Annotated in this window: 19 protein-coding genes; 8 read left to right on the top strand and 11 right to left on the bottom strand. The window is 34.8% G+C overall.

Going from position 1 to position 18635, the window contains the following annotated elements; genetic code table 11:
• Positions 1–61 precede the first annotated feature (61 nt).
• The 7 genes from SUDEN_RS00570 to SUDEN_RS10950 all read left to right on the top strand — a co-directional run bounded on the left by SUDEN_RS00570 (position 62) and on the right by SUDEN_RS10950 (position 8079).
• Positions 62–559 (top strand): bifunctional adenosylcobinamide kinase/adenosylcobinamide-phosphate guanylyltransferase, encoded by a 498-nt coding sequence (locus SUDEN_RS00570; protein WP_011371748.1) that lies wholly within the window; start codon positions 62–64, stop codon positions 557–559.
• Positions 556–1278, top strand: coding sequence for an adenosylcobinamide-GDP ribazoletransferase (locus SUDEN_RS00565; protein ID WP_011371747.1), 723 nt, complete (start codon positions 556–558; stop codon positions 1276–1278). The genes SUDEN_RS00570 and SUDEN_RS00565 overlap by 4 nt, the downstream gene beginning before the upstream one ends.
• On the top strand, positions 1275–1811 hold the full coding sequence (gene cobC, locus SUDEN_RS00560) for an alpha-ribazole phosphatase family protein (RefSeq protein WP_011371746.1): 537 nt from the start codon (positions 1275–1277) through the stop codon (positions 1809–1811). Before SUDEN_RS00565 ends, cobC begins: the two co-directional genes overlap by 4 nt.
• Positions 1812–1847: 36 nt before the next feature.
• Positions 1848–3077, top strand: coding sequence for a hypothetical protein (locus tag SUDEN_RS00555; RefSeq protein WP_011371745.1), 1230 nt, complete (start codon positions 1848–1850; stop codon positions 3075–3077).
• A gap of 14 nt (positions 3078–3091) precedes the next feature.
• The gene (locus tag SUDEN_RS00550; RefSeq protein WP_011371744.1) at positions 3092–3967 is read left to right on the top strand and encodes a mechanosensitive ion channel family protein; all 876 of its coding nucleotides are present in this window, start codon (positions 3092–3094) and stop codon (positions 3965–3967) included.
• 31 nt (positions 3968–3998) lie between these two features.
• A complete protein-coding gene (locus SUDEN_RS00545; RefSeq protein WP_011371743.1) occupies positions 3999–5009 on the top strand; it encodes a nicotinate-nucleotide--dimethylbenzimidazole phosphoribosyltransferase in 1011 nt (336 codons plus the stop codon).
• Between the two features lie 61 nt (positions 5010–5070).
• Positions 5071–8079, top strand: a complete 3009-nt coding sequence (locus tag SUDEN_RS10950) for an EAL domain-containing protein (protein WP_011371742.1) — start codon at positions 5071–5073, stop codon at positions 8077–8079.
• Positions 8080–8234: 155 nt separating this feature from the next.
• On the opposite strand, the gene SUDEN_RS00535 is transcribed toward SUDEN_RS10950, so the two are convergent.
• Genes SUDEN_RS00535 through SUDEN_RS00525 form a run of 3 tightly spaced genes read right to left on the bottom strand, consistent with a single transcriptional unit; the run spans position 8235 to position 11074 of the window.
• Positions 8235–8831, bottom strand: a complete 597-nt coding sequence (locus tag SUDEN_RS00535) for a hypothetical protein (RefSeq protein WP_011371741.1) — start codon at positions 8829–8831, stop codon at positions 8235–8237.
• Positions 8832–8846: 15 nt separating this feature from the next.
• A complete protein-coding gene (locus tag SUDEN_RS00530; protein ID WP_011371740.1) occupies positions 8847–10484 on the bottom strand; it encodes a cbb3-type cytochrome c oxidase subunit I in 1638 nt (545 codons plus the stop codon).
• Complete coding sequence (locus SUDEN_RS00525) at positions 10481–11074, bottom strand: cytochrome c oxidase subunit II (RefSeq protein WP_011371739.1); 594 nt, start codon at positions 11072–11074, stop codon at positions 10481–10483. The genes SUDEN_RS00530 and SUDEN_RS00525 overlap by 4 nt, the downstream gene beginning before the upstream one ends.
• 161 nt (positions 11075–11235) lie before the next feature.
• Between SUDEN_RS00525 and SUDEN_RS11165 the strand changes: the two genes are divergently transcribed.
• Complete coding sequence (locus SUDEN_RS11165) at positions 11236–11412, top strand: molybdopterin oxidoreductase Fe4S4 region (RefSeq protein WP_011371738.1); 177 nt, start codon at positions 11236–11238, stop codon at positions 11410–11412.
• On the opposite strand, the gene SUDEN_RS11605 is transcribed toward SUDEN_RS11165, so the two are convergent.
• From SUDEN_RS11605 to SUDEN_RS00490, 8 genes are all read right to left on the bottom strand, one after another.
• A complete protein-coding gene (locus SUDEN_RS11605) occupies positions 11407–11739 on the bottom strand; it encodes a hypothetical protein (RefSeq protein WP_011371737.1) in 333 nt (110 codons plus the stop codon). The genes SUDEN_RS11165 and SUDEN_RS11605 overlap by 6 nt on opposite strands.
• Positions 11740–11832: 93 nt before the next feature.
• Positions 11833–12156: a nitrate transporter gene (locus SUDEN_RS11600; protein ID WP_011371736.1), complete on the bottom strand. Its 324-nt coding sequence runs from the start codon at positions 12154–12156 to the stop codon at positions 11833–11835.
• A 972-nt stretch (positions 12157–13128) separates the two neighbouring features.
• The gene (locus SUDEN_RS00515) at positions 13129–14085 is read right to left on the bottom strand and encodes a thiamine pyrophosphate-dependent enzyme (RefSeq protein WP_011371735.1); all 957 of its coding nucleotides are present in this window, start codon (positions 14083–14085) and stop codon (positions 13129–13131) included.
• Between the two features lie 10 nt (positions 14086–14095).
• Positions 14096–15319, bottom strand: coding sequence for a 2-oxoacid:ferredoxin oxidoreductase subunit alpha (locus SUDEN_RS00510; protein ID WP_011371734.1), 1224 nt, complete (start codon positions 15317–15319; stop codon positions 14096–14098).
• Positions 15319–15714, bottom strand: a complete 396-nt coding sequence (locus SUDEN_RS00505; protein WP_011371733.1) for a 4Fe-4S dicluster-binding protein — start codon at positions 15712–15714, stop codon at positions 15319–15321. Before SUDEN_RS00505 ends, SUDEN_RS00510 begins: the two co-directional genes overlap by 1 nt.
• Positions 15715–15724: 10 nt before the next feature.
• Positions 15725–16282, bottom strand: coding sequence for a pyruvate flavodoxin oxidoreductase subunit gamma (locus SUDEN_RS00500; RefSeq protein ID WP_011371732.1), 558 nt, complete (start codon positions 16280–16282; stop codon positions 15725–15727).
• Between the two features lie 127 nt (positions 16283–16409).
• Positions 16410–17048 carry an HAD family hydrolase gene (locus SUDEN_RS00495; protein WP_011371731.1) on the bottom strand — a complete coding sequence of 213 codons (639 nt, stop codon included), beginning with the start codon at positions 17046–17048 and terminating at the stop codon, positions 16410–16412.
• A gap of 1 nt (position 17049) precedes the next feature.
• Positions 17050–18546: a peptide-binding protein gene (locus SUDEN_RS00490; protein ID WP_011371730.1), complete on the bottom strand. Its 1497-nt coding sequence runs from the start codon at positions 18544–18546 to the stop codon at positions 17050–17052.
• Between the last annotated feature and the right edge of the window lie 89 nt (positions 18547–18635).

The raw sequence follows: 18635 nt of genomic DNA, 5'->3' as shown, positions 1-18635 counted from the left end.
TTTTTTTTAAAAAATTTCCAACTATGTTAAAATAAGATATTACTAAAAGGAGCAAAAAAATTTGAAAAAGACACTCTTTATCGGCGGTATTAAGAGTGGAAAATCTCTTAATGCCCAAAACTATATCCTAGCCTCCTCTTTGCAAAAACCCATCTATCTGGCAACTACTGAATTTATAGACAAAGAGTTGCAAGAGCGCATAAACGCTCACAAACAGAGCAGGATGGATAGTTTTGAAACTATCGAAGAGCCGCTAAAACTTTATAACAAAATTTTAGAGTGCAAGAGTGCCATTTTAGTTGAGTGTGTTAGCATGTGGATAAATAACATGTTATATCATGGCTTTACATTTGCTGATATGAAAGAGGAGTTGGAGAAGATTTTAGAGCTTGATAAAACAGTAGTTTTTGTTTTAAATGATATTGGAAGTGGAGTTATCCCAGACAATGCTCTGGCAAGGGAATTTGTAGATATAAGCGGTAAACTATCCCAACTCATAGCTTCAAAATGCGATGAGGTTTATCATACCATTGCTGGTATTTCAACGAGGATAAAATGAGAGATATTTTTAAAGGGTTTGCACTAGCCGTATCTATGTTAACAACTGTTCCTTTTTTCAAAGTTCATGATTTTTTTAAGGGCATAAACGGCTATGCGGTGATGTTTTACCCACTTGTTGGGTTTTTGCTCGGTTCTGCTCTTTGGGGTGTTCAATCACTTTTATCTCCTTTTGCGCCATCTTTTCATCTTGGTATTATCATATTTGTTTTGTGGGTTTTGCTAACTGGCGCACTTCATCTTGATGGGTTAAGTGACACTGTTGATGGACTTTATGTCGCAAAAGAAAAAGCTCTAAAAGTGATGAAAGATTCACATGTCGGTGGGATGGGGATGATTATAAGTGCTACTTTTTTGATAGCAAAAGCGTCATCTTTAGCCCACTTTGAAGCCTTTTATCTACTACCAATTATCCTTATGCTCTCAAGACTAAATATAGTTTTAGCAATCTACCTCTACCCTTATGTAACTCCAAATGGAATGAACACTTTGGCAAAAGAGGAACTTACAAAAAAACAGATGTTTATCGCTCTTTTTTACTCTCTTATTCTTGTCGCTTTTTTTAACATGTGGCTAGCTTTAGCTACTGCCTTGTTAGTTTTGTTTGTTATAAAGAGCTTTTTTATAAAGTGTTATGGCGGTTTCACTGGCGATATTTACGGCTTTAGCATAGAAGTAACAGAACTGATTTTACTAAACGTACTTCTCTTTAGCTTATGAAACTAACACTTGTCCGCCACTGTGAAGTTGATAAGAGATACAAAAACTGCTATAACGGGCACAATGATATAGGACTCTCAAAAAATGGAGAATTTCAAGCAAAAGAGTTAGCCCAAAAGATTGATTCACTAGAGTTTGACGCTGTTTTTTGCTCTGATTTGAGACGTGCAAAAGAGAGCCTTAAACACTCACTACATGTAAAGAGTGCCATATATAGTGATAAACTAAGAGAGAAGTCATGGGGAGAGCATGAGGGTATGAGCTATGATGAGATAGTTTTAAGGGAGAAAATTGCGTATATAAGCTTTTTACAGTGGATAAAGATACTCGATGGAGAGCCTTATTTGGACTATATCAAAAGAGTAAAAGAGTTTTTTTTAGACTATCTGCCATCGCTTAAAAAAGAGAACATCTTAGTTATAACGCATGCTGGAGTTATTCGAGTTTTGTTATCAATCATTCACAACATAAGCTTAGAAGAGGCATTTAGCATTAAAGTTGAGTATAACTCAATCACACTCTTAGAAATATGATAAAATGCACCAATAGTTGAAAATAAGGTTACATGTATGAGTAGCGATAAATCTCAAATAACACAAAGTGTAAATTTTTTATCTTACATAAAAAGTAGAATTGACGAGTTAAAAAAACTAGTTGGAATTGTGGATCAAAAAGAGCCTATCTCTTTTAAAATCTCAGAATTTATGCAAGAGGTCAACTCCTCACTTATGAAACTACCAAAAGAGTATAAAAATCTTTATGAACTAAAGGTAGCAGAGGGTGATTTTTTTATAAACAGAGAAGCAGAGATACAAAAACTTCACCTCTCTTATGAGAACTGGTTTAAAGACCGCTTTGTGACATGCGCCATTATTGGTGAAAAAGGGTGCGGAGTAACCTCAGCACTAAACTCTTTTTTAAAAAAAATACCTCAAATAGAGACAATAAAAGCAGATTTAAGTCAAAAGATATATACAGACGAGGAGTACTTTGCCTTTTTTAACTCACTGCTAAAAACAGAGGATATTAAAAATAACAAAGGTCTGATTGACTTTTTAAACAATACACAAGAGCACAAAATCATCATAATTGAAAATCTTCATCATATGTTTTTAAAAAAAGTAGGTGGATTTGAGAGTATGGAGATGCTCTTTGAACTTCTCTCATACACAACTAAAAAAGTGCTTTGGATAGGAGTTTTTACACCTCAAACATGGAACTATCTGGATAAAACTATCGCCATATCAAACTACTTCACAAGCGAGATAGTTATGGAGCAGTTGGGTTATGAGACCATAAAAGAGATTATACTCAAGCGGATTGATTGCGAATCTACAAGATTAGAATTTATTCCAAATGAGCAAACCATAGAGAGTAAAACTTTTCAGAATTTAAGCCAGAGTGAGAAACAGTCATATTTGCAAGAGAAGTTTTTTAAACTTCTGCATAAACTCTCAAATGGAAATATCTCTCTTGCCCAACTCTACTGGATTCGCTCTATTAGCGCAACTAACGATAACGGCTTGGGTGTTGAAGAGATTGATGATTTTGACTACTCTTTTATCAAAAACTTATCCTCAGAGGCTCTCTTCACTCTTCAAGCATTGATTTTACATGATGGGCTGAGCATAAAAGATTTTAGCACTGTTATGCACGAATCGCTATCCCAAAGCAGAAAGATACTTATGCCTATGCTTGAGAGAGGCTTGCTTATACAGCCAAACAAAAAATACAATATAAATCCAGCCATATACAAACCTGTATATGATTACCTCTCATCTAAAAATTTTATTCATTAAATAGGAATGCTAATATGAAACCGATGATATTTTTACTTCTACTTTTTTTTACCAGCTTCTCTTATGGTACAGAGGAAGAGAGTGTCAATTTTATCGAGATTATCTCTATTTCTAAAATTCTTTGGACAATATTTTTCTTTATAATCAGCTATGTTTTTATAACACTATTTGCAAAAACAGTAGAGTTCTTTGCCGAAAAAAGTTCTAAACTCAGGATAACAATAAAAGGATTTATACCAATAGTTAGGATAATTTTTTGGAGTGTTTTTGTAGCAATAACCATAAAAGTAATCTATAACCCGCCTGTAGAGATGCTTATGACTGCTCTTGCCTCTGTGGCTATTGCTATTGGTTTTGCTACACAAGACCTGCTCAAAAATATATTTGGCGGAATTATGCTTCTCTTTGATAGACCTTTTAAAGTAGGAGATAAGATACAAGTAGGAGAGAATTACGGTGAAGTTTTAACAATCGGACTTAGAGCAACACGCATCGTAACCCCTGATGACTCAACTGTAATCATCCCAAATATGACGCTTATGAATGCATATATCTCAAATAGCAACTCAGGAGAGTTGTATTGTCAAGTAATAGCAAAGATTATGCTGCCTCTTGATATCAATACGCAAATAGTTCGTAAAATTGCCATCGAAGCAGCTCAAGTATCAAAATATATCTACCTAAACAAACCAATAGTTGTACTTTTTTCAAACAAGATGAATGAACAAAAAGCGTATATTGAGATGAGTTTAAAAGCTTATGTGATGGATATTCGCTATGAGTTTGCCTTTAAGAGTGATATGAGTGAGATAGTTTTAAAAGAGCTTTTGGCTAAAGAGATTTTTAAAAAAGATGAAACAACAAGAAGGATAGAAGATAAAAACTTATAACATATTTACAAATGAGCCAGATTCGCTTCCCTTGGGAAGAGCTGATTTTTTACTAGCCGCTTGTGTTACTCTGACATGTGAAATAGAGGGAATTACTCAAGCTGGGATTGCTGGGCTAATTCCACTAACTCCTACACTTGATGCGGAGTTTATAACAAACTCAAAAGTTTTTTCACTAGACGAGATTGCAGAGACACCCTCGGGTGTGCCAACTCCAGCCATCATTACAAGAGCTGTTCATAACCTAACTCCCTTTAGCTCTATTGAGATACTTGATTTGGGACTTACAAAGTTACCTCAAAATAGCACTTATCACACTTTTGGCATAGCTCCATCTGACTCAATTGCAACAGGAGCAAATATAGACGCAAAGACTATTTTTGAAAAAGGTATGAGAGCTGGGAGAAGTTATGAGCTAAAAGGGAGTTATCTTATCTTAGCAGAGAGCACGCCAAGTGGCACAACAACTGCCGCTGCTACTGCTTTGGCACTCGGTTATGATTGCAAGGATGATTTCTCTTCAAGCTTCTTACATGTACCAAAAAACATAAAACAAGAGACTATTAAGAGCGCACTCTCTTTGATAAACGACGATATGACAAATTTTGAAAAACTCTCATATGTTAGTGATAACATGCTTCTGTTTTGCGCTGGTTTTTTACTTGAAGCCTCAAGAAGATTTCATGTAGTTTTAGCTGGCGGCACACAGATGGCATCTGTTTTACTCATAGCTGATAAATTAAGAGAAGATGTGCTTATGCGTATCAAGAGTGATAATGTCACTCTTGCAACCACCTCATGGATAGCAAATGATAAAAATTCAGATATCGCTCATATTCTCTCACTTCTTAGCTATAAACCTCATGCTCTCTACACAACATTCTCATTCAAAGAGACATCAATACCACTTCTTAAAAAATATGATGATGGTGAAGCAAAAGAGGGCGTTGGTGCTGGGGCAGCTCTTGGATACGCTCATGCCAATGGTATTGAAAATGAAAAACTTTTAAGAGAGATAGAGAGTATCTTATATAACTCTTAACAAAAAACTAACTATTTTTTGTTACAATCATTTACTAGAAGTTTTAGTAAAAATTACAATAATGGGTTTTTATATAAAGTTAGATTTAAAATTAAAACTCTTAATTATTCTAGTTATTCCTCTTTTGTTTGTTATAGGGTTATCAATTACCATACTCTATGGGATGCTTGTTGATAAAAATAATTTAGAATTTACAAAACATCATATCTTGGAAGCAGAAGCCATCTCAAAAGCTGTTCACTCTTTGCAAATAGAGAGAGGTGTAACAACTGAGCTCTTGGCAAATGATGGTATAGATGAAAACACTCAACAGCTTCTTATTGCAAAAGAGAATTCAAATATTGCAATAAATGAAGCAAAAAGAGTAATGCTCTCATGCCAAACGTGCATAGATAGCACCTCCTTAAAGCTCTTGGATATTCTTGCATTAAGAGAAAATGCAAATTTACTAAATATACCTCTCTCAGAAGCCAGATGCTTCTACACAAAAAATATAGCCTCTTTGTTAAATCTAATAAAAACAATCCCATCTTTGATTGAAGATAAAGATAACAGAAACTGCATACAATCTTACAGCTATCTATCTTCGGCTAAAGAGGAGTTGGGACAGATTCGCTCAATCTTAGTTCAAGCTCTCCTTAGCAGAGATGTTTCAGATGACATTTTTATACTTTTTAAAGAGCATCTAAAAGTATATAATCTTGAGACACAAAACTTTAAAACAGCCTCAAACAAAGATATTATCAACTTCTATAATGATGTATTTACAGGAGAAGATGTTGATGAGATGTTTAAAATTATTAATGATATTGTCAAAAATAAAAACAAATTCAGCCTTACAACAGACTATTCACAATGGTTTCAAAGAGCAACAAAAAGCATGAATCTGCTAAGAAACGTAGAAGAGCGTCTCTTCAATACCATAAATACTCTTGTAAATCAAAAGTTAGACTCTATCCACTATAAACTTGCAATGCTTCTCTCATTTTTAGGTCTCTCTGCAATAATTGTTACTATTCTTTTACTGCTCATAGCGAGAAAAATTCTATTTTCTGCTAGCTCTCTAGAGAGCAAATATGACAACTCACTTCTTCTTTTAGAGCAGTACAAATCAACAATTGATAGAGGTTTTATAGTTTCAAAAAATGATAAAAACGGAATTATCAGTTATGTTAATGATGAGTTTTGCAAAATTAGCGGTTACACAAAAGAGGAGCTAATTGGAAAAACTTATGATCTTGTAATACATCCACATAGTGATAAAAAATTCTTTGATCAGATGTGGTATGAGGTCAGAGAACTTAAAAAGCCATGGATTAATGAAATTAAAAACATTACGAAGAGTGGAGCAACATATTGGATAAAGGCTATTTTAAGCCCCATAATTGATAAAAATGGCAATATTTTAGAGTATATAGCAATGTGTAGTGACATCACTCAAGAAAAAGAGATAGCTCGTTATTTCGAAGATCAATTAAAAATTTCAGCAACCAACTTTGACTACTCTATGCATATCTCAAAAGAGTATGAAAAGGCGATTGACTCAAGCGCTATTTTACTAAGAACAGATGTTAATGGTATTATCACATATGCAAATGACAAATTTTTAGAGATTAGCAAATACTCACTCCAAGAGCTTGTTGGGAAAAACCATAACTTTTTTAACTCTCAAGATGAAGCTCTAGAAAATCATCAAACGTTATGGCAAGGTGTTATAAAAAGCAAAACGAAATATGGAGTAGATTTTTGGACCAAAACAACTATTGTTCCGATAAAAAATCTACATGGAGAGATTATTGAGTATCTTGAGATTCGTTTTGACATTACCGAAATTATACGTCATAAAGAGGAGTTTGAAATAGCCGCTAAAACCGACTCATTAACGGGATGTGGAAATAGGCTCAGACTACATTATGATATGCAAGAGAATGAAAAGTTATCTGTTGCTATCTTCAACCTAGATAATTTTAGACAAATAAATGATTTTTATGGACACAATTTTGGAGATTTAGTTATCCAAACAATTGCTAGTAAAATTAACATGTATATCCAACATGATAAAAATTTCAAATTTTACAGACTTCAAGGTGATGAGTTTGTAACTTTAGCGATTAACGCTCCAAAAGATGAGCTTCTTGAGAAAACAAAAGGTATCTTGAAACTTATTAAAAAGAAGTTTTATATAGGTAATGAAGAGCTTCTAATCTCTTGTAGTGCTGGTATCTCTTTTGAGGAAAAGGAACATCTTCTCTCAACTGCAAACATGGCATTAAAAATTACAAAAAAGAGTAGTACAGACTTTTTGATTTATAGCTCTGAAATCTCATTAGAAGATCAATATAAAAATAATCTCAACTGGGCAAAAAAACTCTCTAGTGCAATAAAAGAGAACAATTTAGTAACTTTTTATCAACCTATTATAAATAACAGCATAGACAACAGAGAGAACCCAACTAAATATGAGTGTTTAATTAGGATAGTTGATAATGGTAAAATAATCTCTCCATTTTTCTTCTTAGAAGTTGCAAAGCAGACAAGACAGTACTCTGAAATCACTAAAACAGTGGTAAAGCAATCCTTTGAACTATTTAAGGATAAACATGCTCATTTCTCTATAAATCTATCTGTATTAGATATTTTAGAGCCCCGAACAACGACTTATATCTTTGAGATGTTGAAGCAGTATGGCATAGGAGAGAGGGTTATTTTTGAGATAGTAGAATCTGAATCTATTGATAATTTTGAGAGCATTGTAGCTTTTATAGATAAGGTTAAAAGTTATGGATGCAAGATTGCGATAGATGATTTTGGAACTGGGTATAGCAACTTTGAGTATCTAATCAAGCTTAGAGCAGACTACCTAAAGATAGACGGTTCTCTTATCAAAAATTTAGATAAGGATAAAAATGCTCTCTTAGTAGTCTCAACTATTGTTGAATTCTCAAAGAAACTTGGAATGAAAACAGTCGCCGAATTTGTTGAAAATAGAGAGATTTTTGATATTGTAAGAGAGCTAGGAGTTGATTACTCTCAAGGGTACTATTTCTCTGAGCCTGTTGCACAGATTTAGCTTATTTTAATACAAAAAATATTTTTTCTTGTGTTGTAATTTATCACAACATTTATAATAGTTTAAAACTTTAAATATTGTGATAATTATATATATTTGTCTCTAATATGTCATAAAATGAAAATGCAGTAAAAATAAAATATTTAGAGAAATTTTTATTTTTCATACACTTCATCATGCGTAAAATTTGAAGCTTTAAGACCGTCTTTTATCATCCTTTGAGTTGTTACGTATATTTTTTTGAAGAGTTGATGCTGGCTGTCATGGTTTTTTTTAATCTTTATATAGCCAAAATACGTAAAAAACAGAATTAGTGCAAATGATCCATAAACAAGCAAGCTATGTGTAGAATAGAGCTCACTAAAGAGTGCTATAACATTGTGAGCCATAAAAATTACCATAACCCCGACACTCCCTATCCAAATAGGATAAGCACTGTTTTTGGAGTCTGTTTCAAAATTTTCAAGATTTTTTAAAATCTGAATATTTTGATTTATCTCTTTTTTTATTTTTATAATTTTATATGTATCGTTTTTATTAATAACAAGCTCTTTTACCTGAATACTTGAGAGTTCGCTTTGTCTGTTTATCTCTTTGTACTCTGTTAGAAGCGAGGGCTCTTCTCGTAAAAGATTCTCAACCATTACAGGAGTAATATCTTGAAGAGACAGCTTCTCTTTTATCTCAAAGAGAAGCGTGTTATATAGAGCGTCATTTAAAATTTGATTTGATACCTTTTGTATATTCACCATAACAAATTCCTTTTTTTACACCTCTGGAACTAAATCTTTAGTTTGAAGTTTTGACTTTGTAAAGATACCGATAAGCCCTTTTATGCCGATGCTCAGCACAACATTTAGTAAAAACACTATCCATGCAGAGAGAAGTAAAAGCCCACAAATACCTGCGAGTATCATATATGTCTGGTATTCGCCCTCAAGATAGAGTGTTCGTCTTAACATTCCATCCATTGCTGCCATTCCCATAAACGCACCCATCCCTATGCCGCCGATTAGATGCGCCCAAAAGTGATACATTGCCATTTTTTGGCTGTAAAGTTTTACACCGTTTGTAAGTGTCGGCCAAAGTATGTAAATGGCACTATAAAGCGTCATCGTGAGTCCGACAAGTATTGCTACATGGAAGTGCGGTCCCGCAACCCATTGAGAGTTGTGTAAAATTCTATTTAGCCCCATATCTGCTTGAATGATTCCAGCAGGAACAGCAAGCATAAAGCCCAAAATACCGCCTAATAAAAACTTCAGCTCATTCGTCATTTTAAGAGGTCTTGCACTCCACAAAGTTACAAGCGTAATGAAAATCGCTATTCCCTGTGTAACAAGCTCAAATGCCGTCACCATCTCGCCGCTTACAAGTTTCATCATGTTGTACTGACCCTGATCTGCCAAAAGGTGATGCGACCAAACTGCCCACGAAACGATAAGCTCAAGCAACAGAGCCGCTCTTGCGATATTTTGCATAAAGAGTTTTTTTCCTGTGATAAGCATCGCTAAAAGATACCAAGAACCAGCTATATAAATAAGCACCAAACCATCTGCGATAAGGTCAAGGCCCCACCAGAAAAAGTTTTTATAAAGAAGCGCATTTACTGCCGTGTAGTCCATAGGAGCACCTGATAGGTCGCCGATAATATAGACTAAGATTAAAACTCCGCATGTCAAAATCACAAGTGCGTCAAGAAATGTGTCAATTGTTCCGCGAAAGATTGCCACAACTGGAAGAGAAACTGCTGGCTCTTTTGAGTATGGCTCACGACCAGTCATCTTGTACCAAATATTTAATATACCATCAATCCCCAAAGCAGAGAGAAGAAGCGGCTTAAACGCTCTCTTTTCATGTCCCTCTTCAGTATAAAATACTGTTGCAAAAATGTTGTAGATAAAACCCAAAGTTCCAATCATAATAAGCGCAATTCCCGAGATAAACACAAGCCCACCAACCGCATCAAACTGTTTAAAATCAACAGGAAGCGGCCAGTAGAGCGTATAAAGCGGAGCATAGTGAAACAAGAAACCGCCAAGCCAAGCGAGCAGAGCACCAAGAGCAATCAGCATCCATGTAGCGTTTGCAAGTTTTATGCTATAGAGCGGTTTTTTCATCAAGTATGGAACAAGAAATGTAAACGCCCCAAAAACTATGAGATAAGTTGAGCCGAAAATACCAACTATCGGGTGAACCGTCATAACGGAAAAGTAGTGTGTGTCATTTAGCATAGGAAGCGGAGTGATAGCATGCACTCTCATCATCATTCCCTCTAAAGCTGATAAACCATAGTAAAGAACGCCTATAATTACAGCTCTAAGGGTAACTTTTTGGGTTGGAGTCAGACCGTCTGTTTTAAGTCCGCCCTCATTACCATATATCAAAGTGTGTAAAAAACTCATAAACTCCCCCTTTTTTGTGAATATTTGTCATCCTCAATGCAACCTGTTACTTCAAAAACATCTTTTATATACATGTGTGCACCTTTTGGACCCGAATATTCCGTTGACCTTAGATGATAGACTCCGTTTTTGCCAAACTTCCACATAAGGTCGTTTTTATTGCCGGGGACTACCTGCATCTGCGTAACCATGGAGTTATTTTGTCTAAAAATCCCAAAACCGTATGTCAGATCTTTGCTTATGACGTCAAACATAACATACTCATTGCATTTAAGTTCTATTATTGGGCTAGGAAGTATAAACTTGTGATCTTCTATAGTTATATTTACGACTTGCGAAGCTTTTAGAGAGTCTCTTTTAAAGTCTATCTCCACCCATGGGATTTTATTAAATGTTACGATATGAATCGCTACACCAACCGTTATAAGGACACCTACATAAACATAAAATGTAGAAGCCTTTACTATTCTAGGTTTGCCTTTTGGATTTACAACCCCAAGCCCAAACCAACATATAAGTGAAATAACCGCTAAAGTGTATAATGTATATACAATCTTTAACATGTTTAACACATCAACCGAATCCGTCATCTTTTCTCCTTAAAATTTTTTTGATAAAAAAACTACAAATAAAACTTTAGCAAAATATGCAACTTTAAAAACCAGCAAATTGATTAATTTTTAAACAATGCTAAAAAGCAAAAATTGTCTAATTTGTATATAATTTTTTGCTTTTTAAAATAGGCTTAGAGATGATAAAATCAGTTTGTGGATATTGCGGTGTTGGTTGTGGTGTTGTTTATGATGACTCAAAACTGCTTGGGGATGTTTCATATCCAATAAATAACGGAAATCTTTGTCTAAAAGGCGCTTCAAGACTGCTTAGCATTAACCCGCAAACAAGCTGGGCAAAGTATAGACGGCTATAAACTGGAAAAATCTTTCAATAATAACTCTAAAAAAAGACAAAGTACGCCAAAATAACCTGCTACAACTTTGACATTTGGCTCATTTAAAATATCAACTCCAAAAGCACTCATGTCAGCTTGATAACTATTTATAAAATAAACTTTCATATACCCTGCAAACCCAACAAATCCTCTAAAGCTTACCGCATAAAAAAGGTTAAACCACCAAGTGTCTTTATATTGAAGCAGCTTGGCATAATCACGCAGTTTTTTTGGTTGTGGAGTATAAACCTCGAGCAGTGCATCCTTTGCAATAAAAATATAAGTTACAAAAATGATACTTGACAAAACCGCACCGACTAAAAATACGCTCTCCCAACCCCAAAGTTCAGCGATTTTTGGAGCAAAAAGAAAATCTATTACAACACCAATATTTCCAGCTCAAGCAATTCCCAAAACCGTACCTTGAAGTTTCAGCGGATACGACTGCCCTGCCTGAGGAAGTGCGACTGCAAATGAAGTACCTGCAAAACCAAGTCCTATAGCTACAAACAATAGCTCATCGTAAGATAAGCTTGCACCTCTAAAATATGCATAAAACAGAACTATAATAACTACAAGTTGAGAAGCAAGTGCAGTTATTTTAACACCAAATTTATCAATACCAAATCCTAAAACCATACGTAAAATTGCTCCTGCTAAAACGGGAATAGAGAGAAGCATCGCTTTTTGCGATTCACTTATAATAAATCCGCAAATAGCCAAATAATCGGCAATCTCACTAGAGGGTGGTCAAAGCATGGTCCAAACCATGAAACTAAAATCAAAGTACAAAAATGTAGCCAATAGTGTCGGCCAATGTCCTTGACCTCTTAATGCGCTAAATCCAGCCATAATAACCTCCTAAAATTGATAGGAAAATTATAGTGCCAAAGCAGAGCTATTTCTACAGTTAGCTAATTAAAAAATAGACAAAAATAACAATTACTCTTGATTAAAAAATAATCTTTTCATATAAACTCTATTTTTGATATACAGCGTTCAAATTCTAGGATATCAAAGTGTACTTCTTATACCCATTTAAAAGTTCATGATACAGCATTTGATGTACTATTGTCCAAATATTTAGCCGTGCACATATTCTACATGTAGAGCTTGTTAAAGGTTATAAACTAATAAGATTTAAAACCTCTGTAACATCCGCTTACAAAGAGGAAGTACCATATCTATAGTTTGAATTCACAGGAAAAAATACAAATACAAATATCCTTAATGAAAATAAGACAGCTCTTGAAGTACTGAGGATTTTTGTATGGTTATTTCTATCAGCTTTCCATCTGCATCTGTAACTAACAACACTTCAAGCAATCAGCGACTATTATACATTTGCTAAGATATTGTCTTTTACACTATGACAATTTATCTATACAAACGCACTTATTGTTAACTAAATTAAAATCAAACAGTTTTATTACTTAAAATTTTAATAATAACTTTCATTGTTATTTTAGAAGTTTAAAAGTCTTGCATTAAGTATATATCATATACAATGCAGAGGAAGAGTTATATTTTTAGTTTAAGCAAAGGAGATGTTATGGCAAAAGGCAAAGATGTTCAAAAAGCAGTCAAGAAAAAACCAGAAAAATCGTTAAAAGAAAAACGTAACGATAAAAAAACGAAAAAATCTTCATAAAAGTAATCTAGGCATAGGGTTTTGACGCTAAAAGCGTCAAAAATTTATACGCGTGACTCTTCACGGCGTTGTAAATATGCCCATTTAGCATCTACGCGCTCTTGCCACTCTTTTATTAAGTATTTGTACTCATCTTTGAAAAGGTGTTTAAAACGCCCTTGAGCAGCTAAATACTCCTCTACAGGAACAACATTTTTAGGTCTATATGTAATATTTAACTCTGTTCCGTCAATAATCTCATAAAGAGGAAACACTAAAGAATCTGTTGCTAAATCTGTAATGTGCATTGTATCTTTTGGATCAAATTTCCACTCTGTTGTACATGGAGAAACTGCATTAATAAATACAGGACCCTCTACTGAGAGACCATGTTGAATCTTCTTAACCATATCTTTCCACTTGTTTGGAGCTACTTGCGCAGCATATGGTATGCCATGAGCTGCCATAATTGACATCATATCTTTTTTGTTTCTTTTCTCCCCATAACTAACACGACCAGCTGGAGATGTAGTAGCACTTGAGCCAATTGGAGTTGAAGATGATCTTTGTCCTCCAGTATTTGCGTAAACTTCATTATCAAGAACGACATGCATCATATTGTGTCCACGCTCCATACATCCAGAAATCCACTGAAAACCGATATCATAAGATGCGCCATCACCTGCAAAAGATACAAACTTAGGATTACGTTCTGGTTGCTTTAGGCGCCCTTTTTTCTTTAGTGCTTTATACATTGTCTCAGCACCAGCAACTGCAGTTGAACTATTCTCAAATCCAATATGAATCCAAGAAGCATCCCAAGAAGTATATGGATAAACTGCTGTACAAACCTCTAGACATCCTGTTGATGCAGATAGAACTAAGTCATCATTTGTAGCATTTAAAACTTCACGAACAATAATAGAGTGTGCACAACCTGGACATAAAAGGTTGGCTCCCTCAAAACGGTCAGCTGATGTTGAAAACTCTTTTAAGTTTTTTATATTTTTCATTTCACTCATAGTTTTCTCCTTATAAATATGCCAGTTTCGGTCCACGAACACCGATAAACTGCTGTAGTTGAGTAGTTACTTTACCAGCATCAACATTTGCTTGTAACTCTTTAAACAGAGACACTAGATGAGCTTTTGTCAAGTCACGTCCACCAAGTCCATAAATATAGCCAGAAAGAAGCGCTCTATTTTGTGTATTGTACAGTGAGCCTGCTATTTCATTAAACAACATTCCAGCAGCACCATTTGGAGATGAGCGGTCAAGTGCAGCTATTGCCTTAACATTTTTTAGTGCTTCTGCTATCTCAAAGAATGGGAACGGACGAATTACGCGTAATCCTATAACTCCAGCTTTAATACCCTGAGTTCTCATCTCTTTCGCAACTTCACGAGCAGTCTCAACTGATGTTCCTAAACATACTACACACACGTCTGCATCATCCATATCGTACTTTTCAACTGGAGAATATTTACGCCCTGTAAGCTTTTCAAAATCTGCAAAAACTTCTTTGATTTTAGGCATAACTTTTGTCATCAAATCATTATGTTGACGAGCTTTATGCTCAAAATGCCAATCTTCTTCGGTCTGAACACCATGAGTTACAGGATGTTCAAAATCTAACATGTCATTCATAGGTTTAAATTCACCTACAAATCCATAAGCAACGTCATCAGTTAAAGTATGTACACCTTGGGCTGTATGAGAAGTCATAAAACCATCTTGATTTACAATAGCTGGTAATCTTACATCATGATCTTCTGCAACTCTAAAAGCAATAAGGTTTAAATCATAAGCTTCTTGTGGACAAAACGCATCAAACTGTATCCATCCGCTATCTCTAACCATATACATGTCAGAGTGATCACCATTAACATTTAACGGAGATGCAAGTGCACGATTCACAAGATTTAAAACGATAGGAAGTCTCATACCAGATGCTTGATAAAGCGTCTCTGACATAAGTGCCAAGCCTTGAGAAGATGTAGCAGTTGCAACACGCCCACCAGCAGCAGCTGCACCGATACAGCCGCTCATTGCGGCATGTTCAGACTCAACCATAACAAATTCACCCTCGATATAGCCATCTGCTAAAAACTGTGCATAACCTTCAACTATAGGAGTTGATGGTGTAATAGGATAAGCTGCAACAACATCAATTTGACTCTGTCTCATTGCTTGAGCAGCAGCAAAATTTCCATCCCATACTTCAATATCTCTTAATTCCATTTTATCAAATGCCATTACGCTTCCTCCTCATCTTTTTTAGGCCACGAAGCTATTTCTGTCTCTTCATCGGCTTGTTCTGGGAACATTAGAAGTGATTTTGGGTTTGTAGGACAAACCTCAACACATATTCCACACCCTTTACAGTGATCCATATCTACACCGATTAGTTTTTTATCTCTTGAGATAATTGAAACATCTGGACAATAAACCCAGCAAAACTGGCAATCAATACAGTAATCTTTATTAAAAATTGGTTTAATTAATCTCCAATCAGCAACACTTGCAGTGTAAGAACTACTTTGTGAGTATGCACGATCTTCTTGTTGTGTTCCAGCGATATCGTCTATTTTTCCATCAAAAGTGCGAAGCATAGCTCCGATTTCAAATTCATCCCATCCTTTTTTTGCCATAACCAGCCCCTTACTTTACTTCATCATATGCGCGCTGAATAGCAAACATATTTGCGTCAATAATTTTTTGTGGTAACTTCCCTAGAATTCTTTGCATACTCTCTTTGAAAAATTCTATATCATACATTTTAGAAACTTTCATAAATGCACCAAGCATCGGTGTATTTGGAATTGGACGACCAATTGTTTCATTGGCAATTGTTATACAATCAACTGTATAAACTTCTTTGCCTTCTAGTTTAGGCTGAGCTTTAATTAGTTCTTCTGTGGTTAAATGAGTTGTAATAATGTACTTTGTACTGTCTTTATGATTTATTGTCACATCACTTGTAAATACAAGTGCTGGGTCAATAACAAAAACATAATCAGGTTTCATATACTTCTCATGATTCATAATCACTTTATCATCTACACGGTTGTAAGCGGTCATTGCTGCCCCTCGCTTTGCAGATCCATAAAATGCAAACGCTTGCACATGCTTACCAGTTGTAGAAATAACATCTGCTAAACCTTTAGCACCAGTAACAGCGCCTTGTCCAGCACGACTATGCCATCTAATCTCCAGCATTAACTCTCCTTCTTTTTAATATAAAACCGAAATTCTAATTTGATTCTACTTTGCCCCTTATTTTAGACAAGTTGCTCTTAAAAAAAGCTTGAGGTTTTACTCTTTTTATATATCTAGAATAAATGTGTTATTTCTTCCTGCTTTGTAGATAAATTGTTGCTTCAAGCACGTCATTAAATATAACGTTTGTAAACTCTTTTAAAGATTTTAAATCTTCATAGCCACTTAATACTCCTATAGAATTAACGTTAGCATTTTTTGCTGCAATTATGTCTAGTTTTGTATCTCCTATCATCCAAATTTCTCTATTTTTTACATCCATTTTTTCTAACGCTTTTAGTATTGGCTCTGCATGAGGTTTTGGATTTTGAACATCTTCTCTGCCTATTAAAACTTCAAAGTGTTTCATCAGGTCAAAATATTCCATAAGTTCTTTTGAATAACGTGCCGTTTTTGTAGTCACAATTCCAAGTGTAGCAAACTCTTTTGCAAGTAACACAGCCTCTCTTGCATTTTTTAAAAGCTCTGTTTTTTGTGTTGAAATCTCTCTGTAATGCTCTTTATAGGTAGCTACCATATCCCAAACTTCTTCTTCATCTATCCCTAGATTTTCAAACATAATATCAAGAGGATAACCTATTAACGCCTTTATCTCTTCATCTTTTCTTTTATCATGCTTATGTTTAGAAAATGAGTGATGAAATGACTCTAAAATCGCATCAGTTGAGTCTATTAAAGTACCATCTAAATCAAATAAAATTATCACTCTACTTCTCCCATTTTATATAATTGTGCCAAATTCCACTCGGGCTTGGCTCTATGTTTTTTATCTTTTTATTTACAGTTGTTATTGAGTTTGGGATGAATAAAAAAAGATATGGATTCTCATCTGTTATCATTTTAAACATCTTTTGCCAGATAAAAGAGAGCTCTTTGGCATCTATCATACTTTGGGACTTCTCTATCATCTCATTCATCTCTTCGTTATGGTACCCGACAAGGTTAAAACCCCCACTCTTATCACTCTCACTATGCCAAAACATGTAAGGGTCTGGTGTAGGAGAGAGTCCCCAGCCAAGGAGTACACTCTCAAACTTATTTGGAAAAACTACCATATTTAGAAATGCTTGCCACTCCATTACTCTAAGAGTTACAACCACTCCAGACTCCTTTAGCTGATGTTGCAAAATTTGCGCTGCATAAGGTCTAATATCGCTTGAATTTGATGTAGTAATCTCAAATGTAAATGGATTACTCTCGTCATATCCAGCCTCACGCAAAAGCTCCTTTGCCCTTTTTATATCTTGTTTTGGTGCCTTTACATCTTCGTTAAAAGCATTTGTTGCTGGAAGGAAAGGACCTCTGCAAACTTTGGCATGGTCAAAAAAAAGTATCTTTACCAACTCTTCTCTGTTAATTGCCAAAGAGAGCGCCTCTCTTACTTTTGGATTTTGAAATTTTTCAACTCTTAAATTAAACCCCAAGTAAGTATATGATTGAGATATATTTTCATAAATATCAAATTTGTCAAAAAAGCTCTTATCTAGCTGTCTCTCATACTGCATAGGCTCTATACTTCCAATATCAAGTGCGCCAGATTTTAGCATTAAAAAGCGAGTCGTTGGGTCGGCAATTACGTGAAATGAGATTGTATCTATCTTTGAGCGCCCCTCAAAGTACTCATCAAATGCACGCAATACTATATTTTTAGAGTATTCCAACTGATGCAGCTTGTATGCACCCGTTCCTATTGGATTTGTGTTAAAGCTAGAACTCATTAGATTTTGCTCATCACGCAATACATGTAGTGGCAAAATACCCATCATCCATGTCTCTAATGCTTTAAAATATGGCTCTTTGTATCTTACCCTTAGAGTTAATTCATCAACAACTTCCACACTCTCAACAAATCTAAAGTTGGAACTATATGGGGAACTTATTTTTGGTGAAATAAGCGTGTTGTATGTAAAGAGCACATCATTTGCACTAAATTTTTCTCCATCATGCCACTTTACATTAGAGCGAAGTTTAAACAGGAGTGTCTTTTCATCTTCAAAGTAAAAGCTCTCTGCCAAATCCCCAACTATAGTTGATAAATCTTTATCATACTTTACAAGTCCGTTAAATATGAAACCACTTATCTCTGATGAGCTAGAATCTGTTGCTAAAATAGGATTTAGTCTTGCTGGATTGGTAGATGTAGCCAAGTGAAGTGTTGATGCAAAAAGATGAAATGATAAAATCAGAGGTAGTAAGTAGCGCAAAATTACTCTTTTTTTGAGTGATTATACCAAAGTAAAATGGAGGAAAATGTTAATAAAAAATAGCGAAGTATATTTCCAGTGCAAATAGC

Source organism: Sulfurimonas denitrificans DSM 1251 (assembly GCF_000012965.1).
GTDB classification, from domain to species: domain Bacteria; phylum Campylobacterota; class Campylobacteria; order Campylobacterales; family Sulfurimonadaceae; genus Sulfurimonas; species Sulfurimonas denitrificans.
Note: the sequence above shows the minus strand (reverse complement) of the source record. Positions and strands in the feature narration are given on the sequence as shown.

Bases quoted from the DNA above. Each gene is read 5' to 3' on its own strand.
- SUDEN_RS00510 (WP_011371734.1), bottom strand. From the start codon at position 15,319: ATGGCATTTGATAAAATGGAATTAAGAGATATTGAAGTATGGGATGGA.
- SUDEN_RS00555 (WP_011371745.1), top strand. From the start codon at position 1,848: ATGAGTAGCGATAAATCTCAAATAACACAAAGTGTAAATTTTTTATCT.
- SUDEN_RS00535 (WP_011371741.1), bottom strand. From the start codon at position 8,831: ATGGTGAATATACAAAAGGTATCAAATCAAATTTTAAATGACGCTCTA.
- cobC (WP_011371746.1), top strand. From the start codon at position 1,275: ATGAAACTAACACTTGTCCGCCACTGTGAAGTTGATAAGAGATACAAA.
- SUDEN_RS00515 (WP_011371735.1), bottom strand. From the start codon at position 14,085: ATGAGTGAAATGAAAAATATAAAAAACTTAAAAGAGTTTTCAACATCA.
- SUDEN_RS00505 (WP_011371733.1), bottom strand. From the start codon at position 15,714: ATGGCAAAAAAAGGATGGGATGAATTTGAAATCGGAGCTATGCTTCGC.
- SUDEN_RS00530 (WP_011371740.1), bottom strand. From the start codon at position 10,484: ATGAGTTTTTTACACACTTTGATATATGGTAATGAGGGCGGACTTAAA.
- SUDEN_RS00550 (WP_011371744.1), top strand. From the start codon at position 3,092: ATGAAACCGATGATATTTTTACTTCTACTTTTTTTTACCAGCTTCTCT.
- SUDEN_RS10950 (WP_011371742.1), top strand. From the start codon at position 5,071: ATGGGTTTTTATATAAAGTTAGATTTAAAATTAAAACTCTTAATTATT.
- SUDEN_RS00525 (WP_011371739.1), bottom strand. From the start codon at position 11,074: ATGACGGATTCGGTTGATGTGTTAAACATGTTAAAGATTGTATATACA.
- SUDEN_RS00565 (WP_011371747.1), top strand. From the start codon at position 556: ATGAGAGATATTTTTAAAGGGTTTGCACTAGCCGTATCTATGTTAACA.
- SUDEN_RS00500 (WP_011371732.1), bottom strand. From the start codon at position 16,282: ATGCTGGAGATTAGATGGCATAGTCGTGCTGGACAAGGCGCTGTTACT.
- SUDEN_RS11165 (WP_011371738.1), top strand. From the start codon at position 11,236: ATGATAAAATCAGTTTGTGGATATTGCGGTGTTGGTTGTGGTGTTGTT.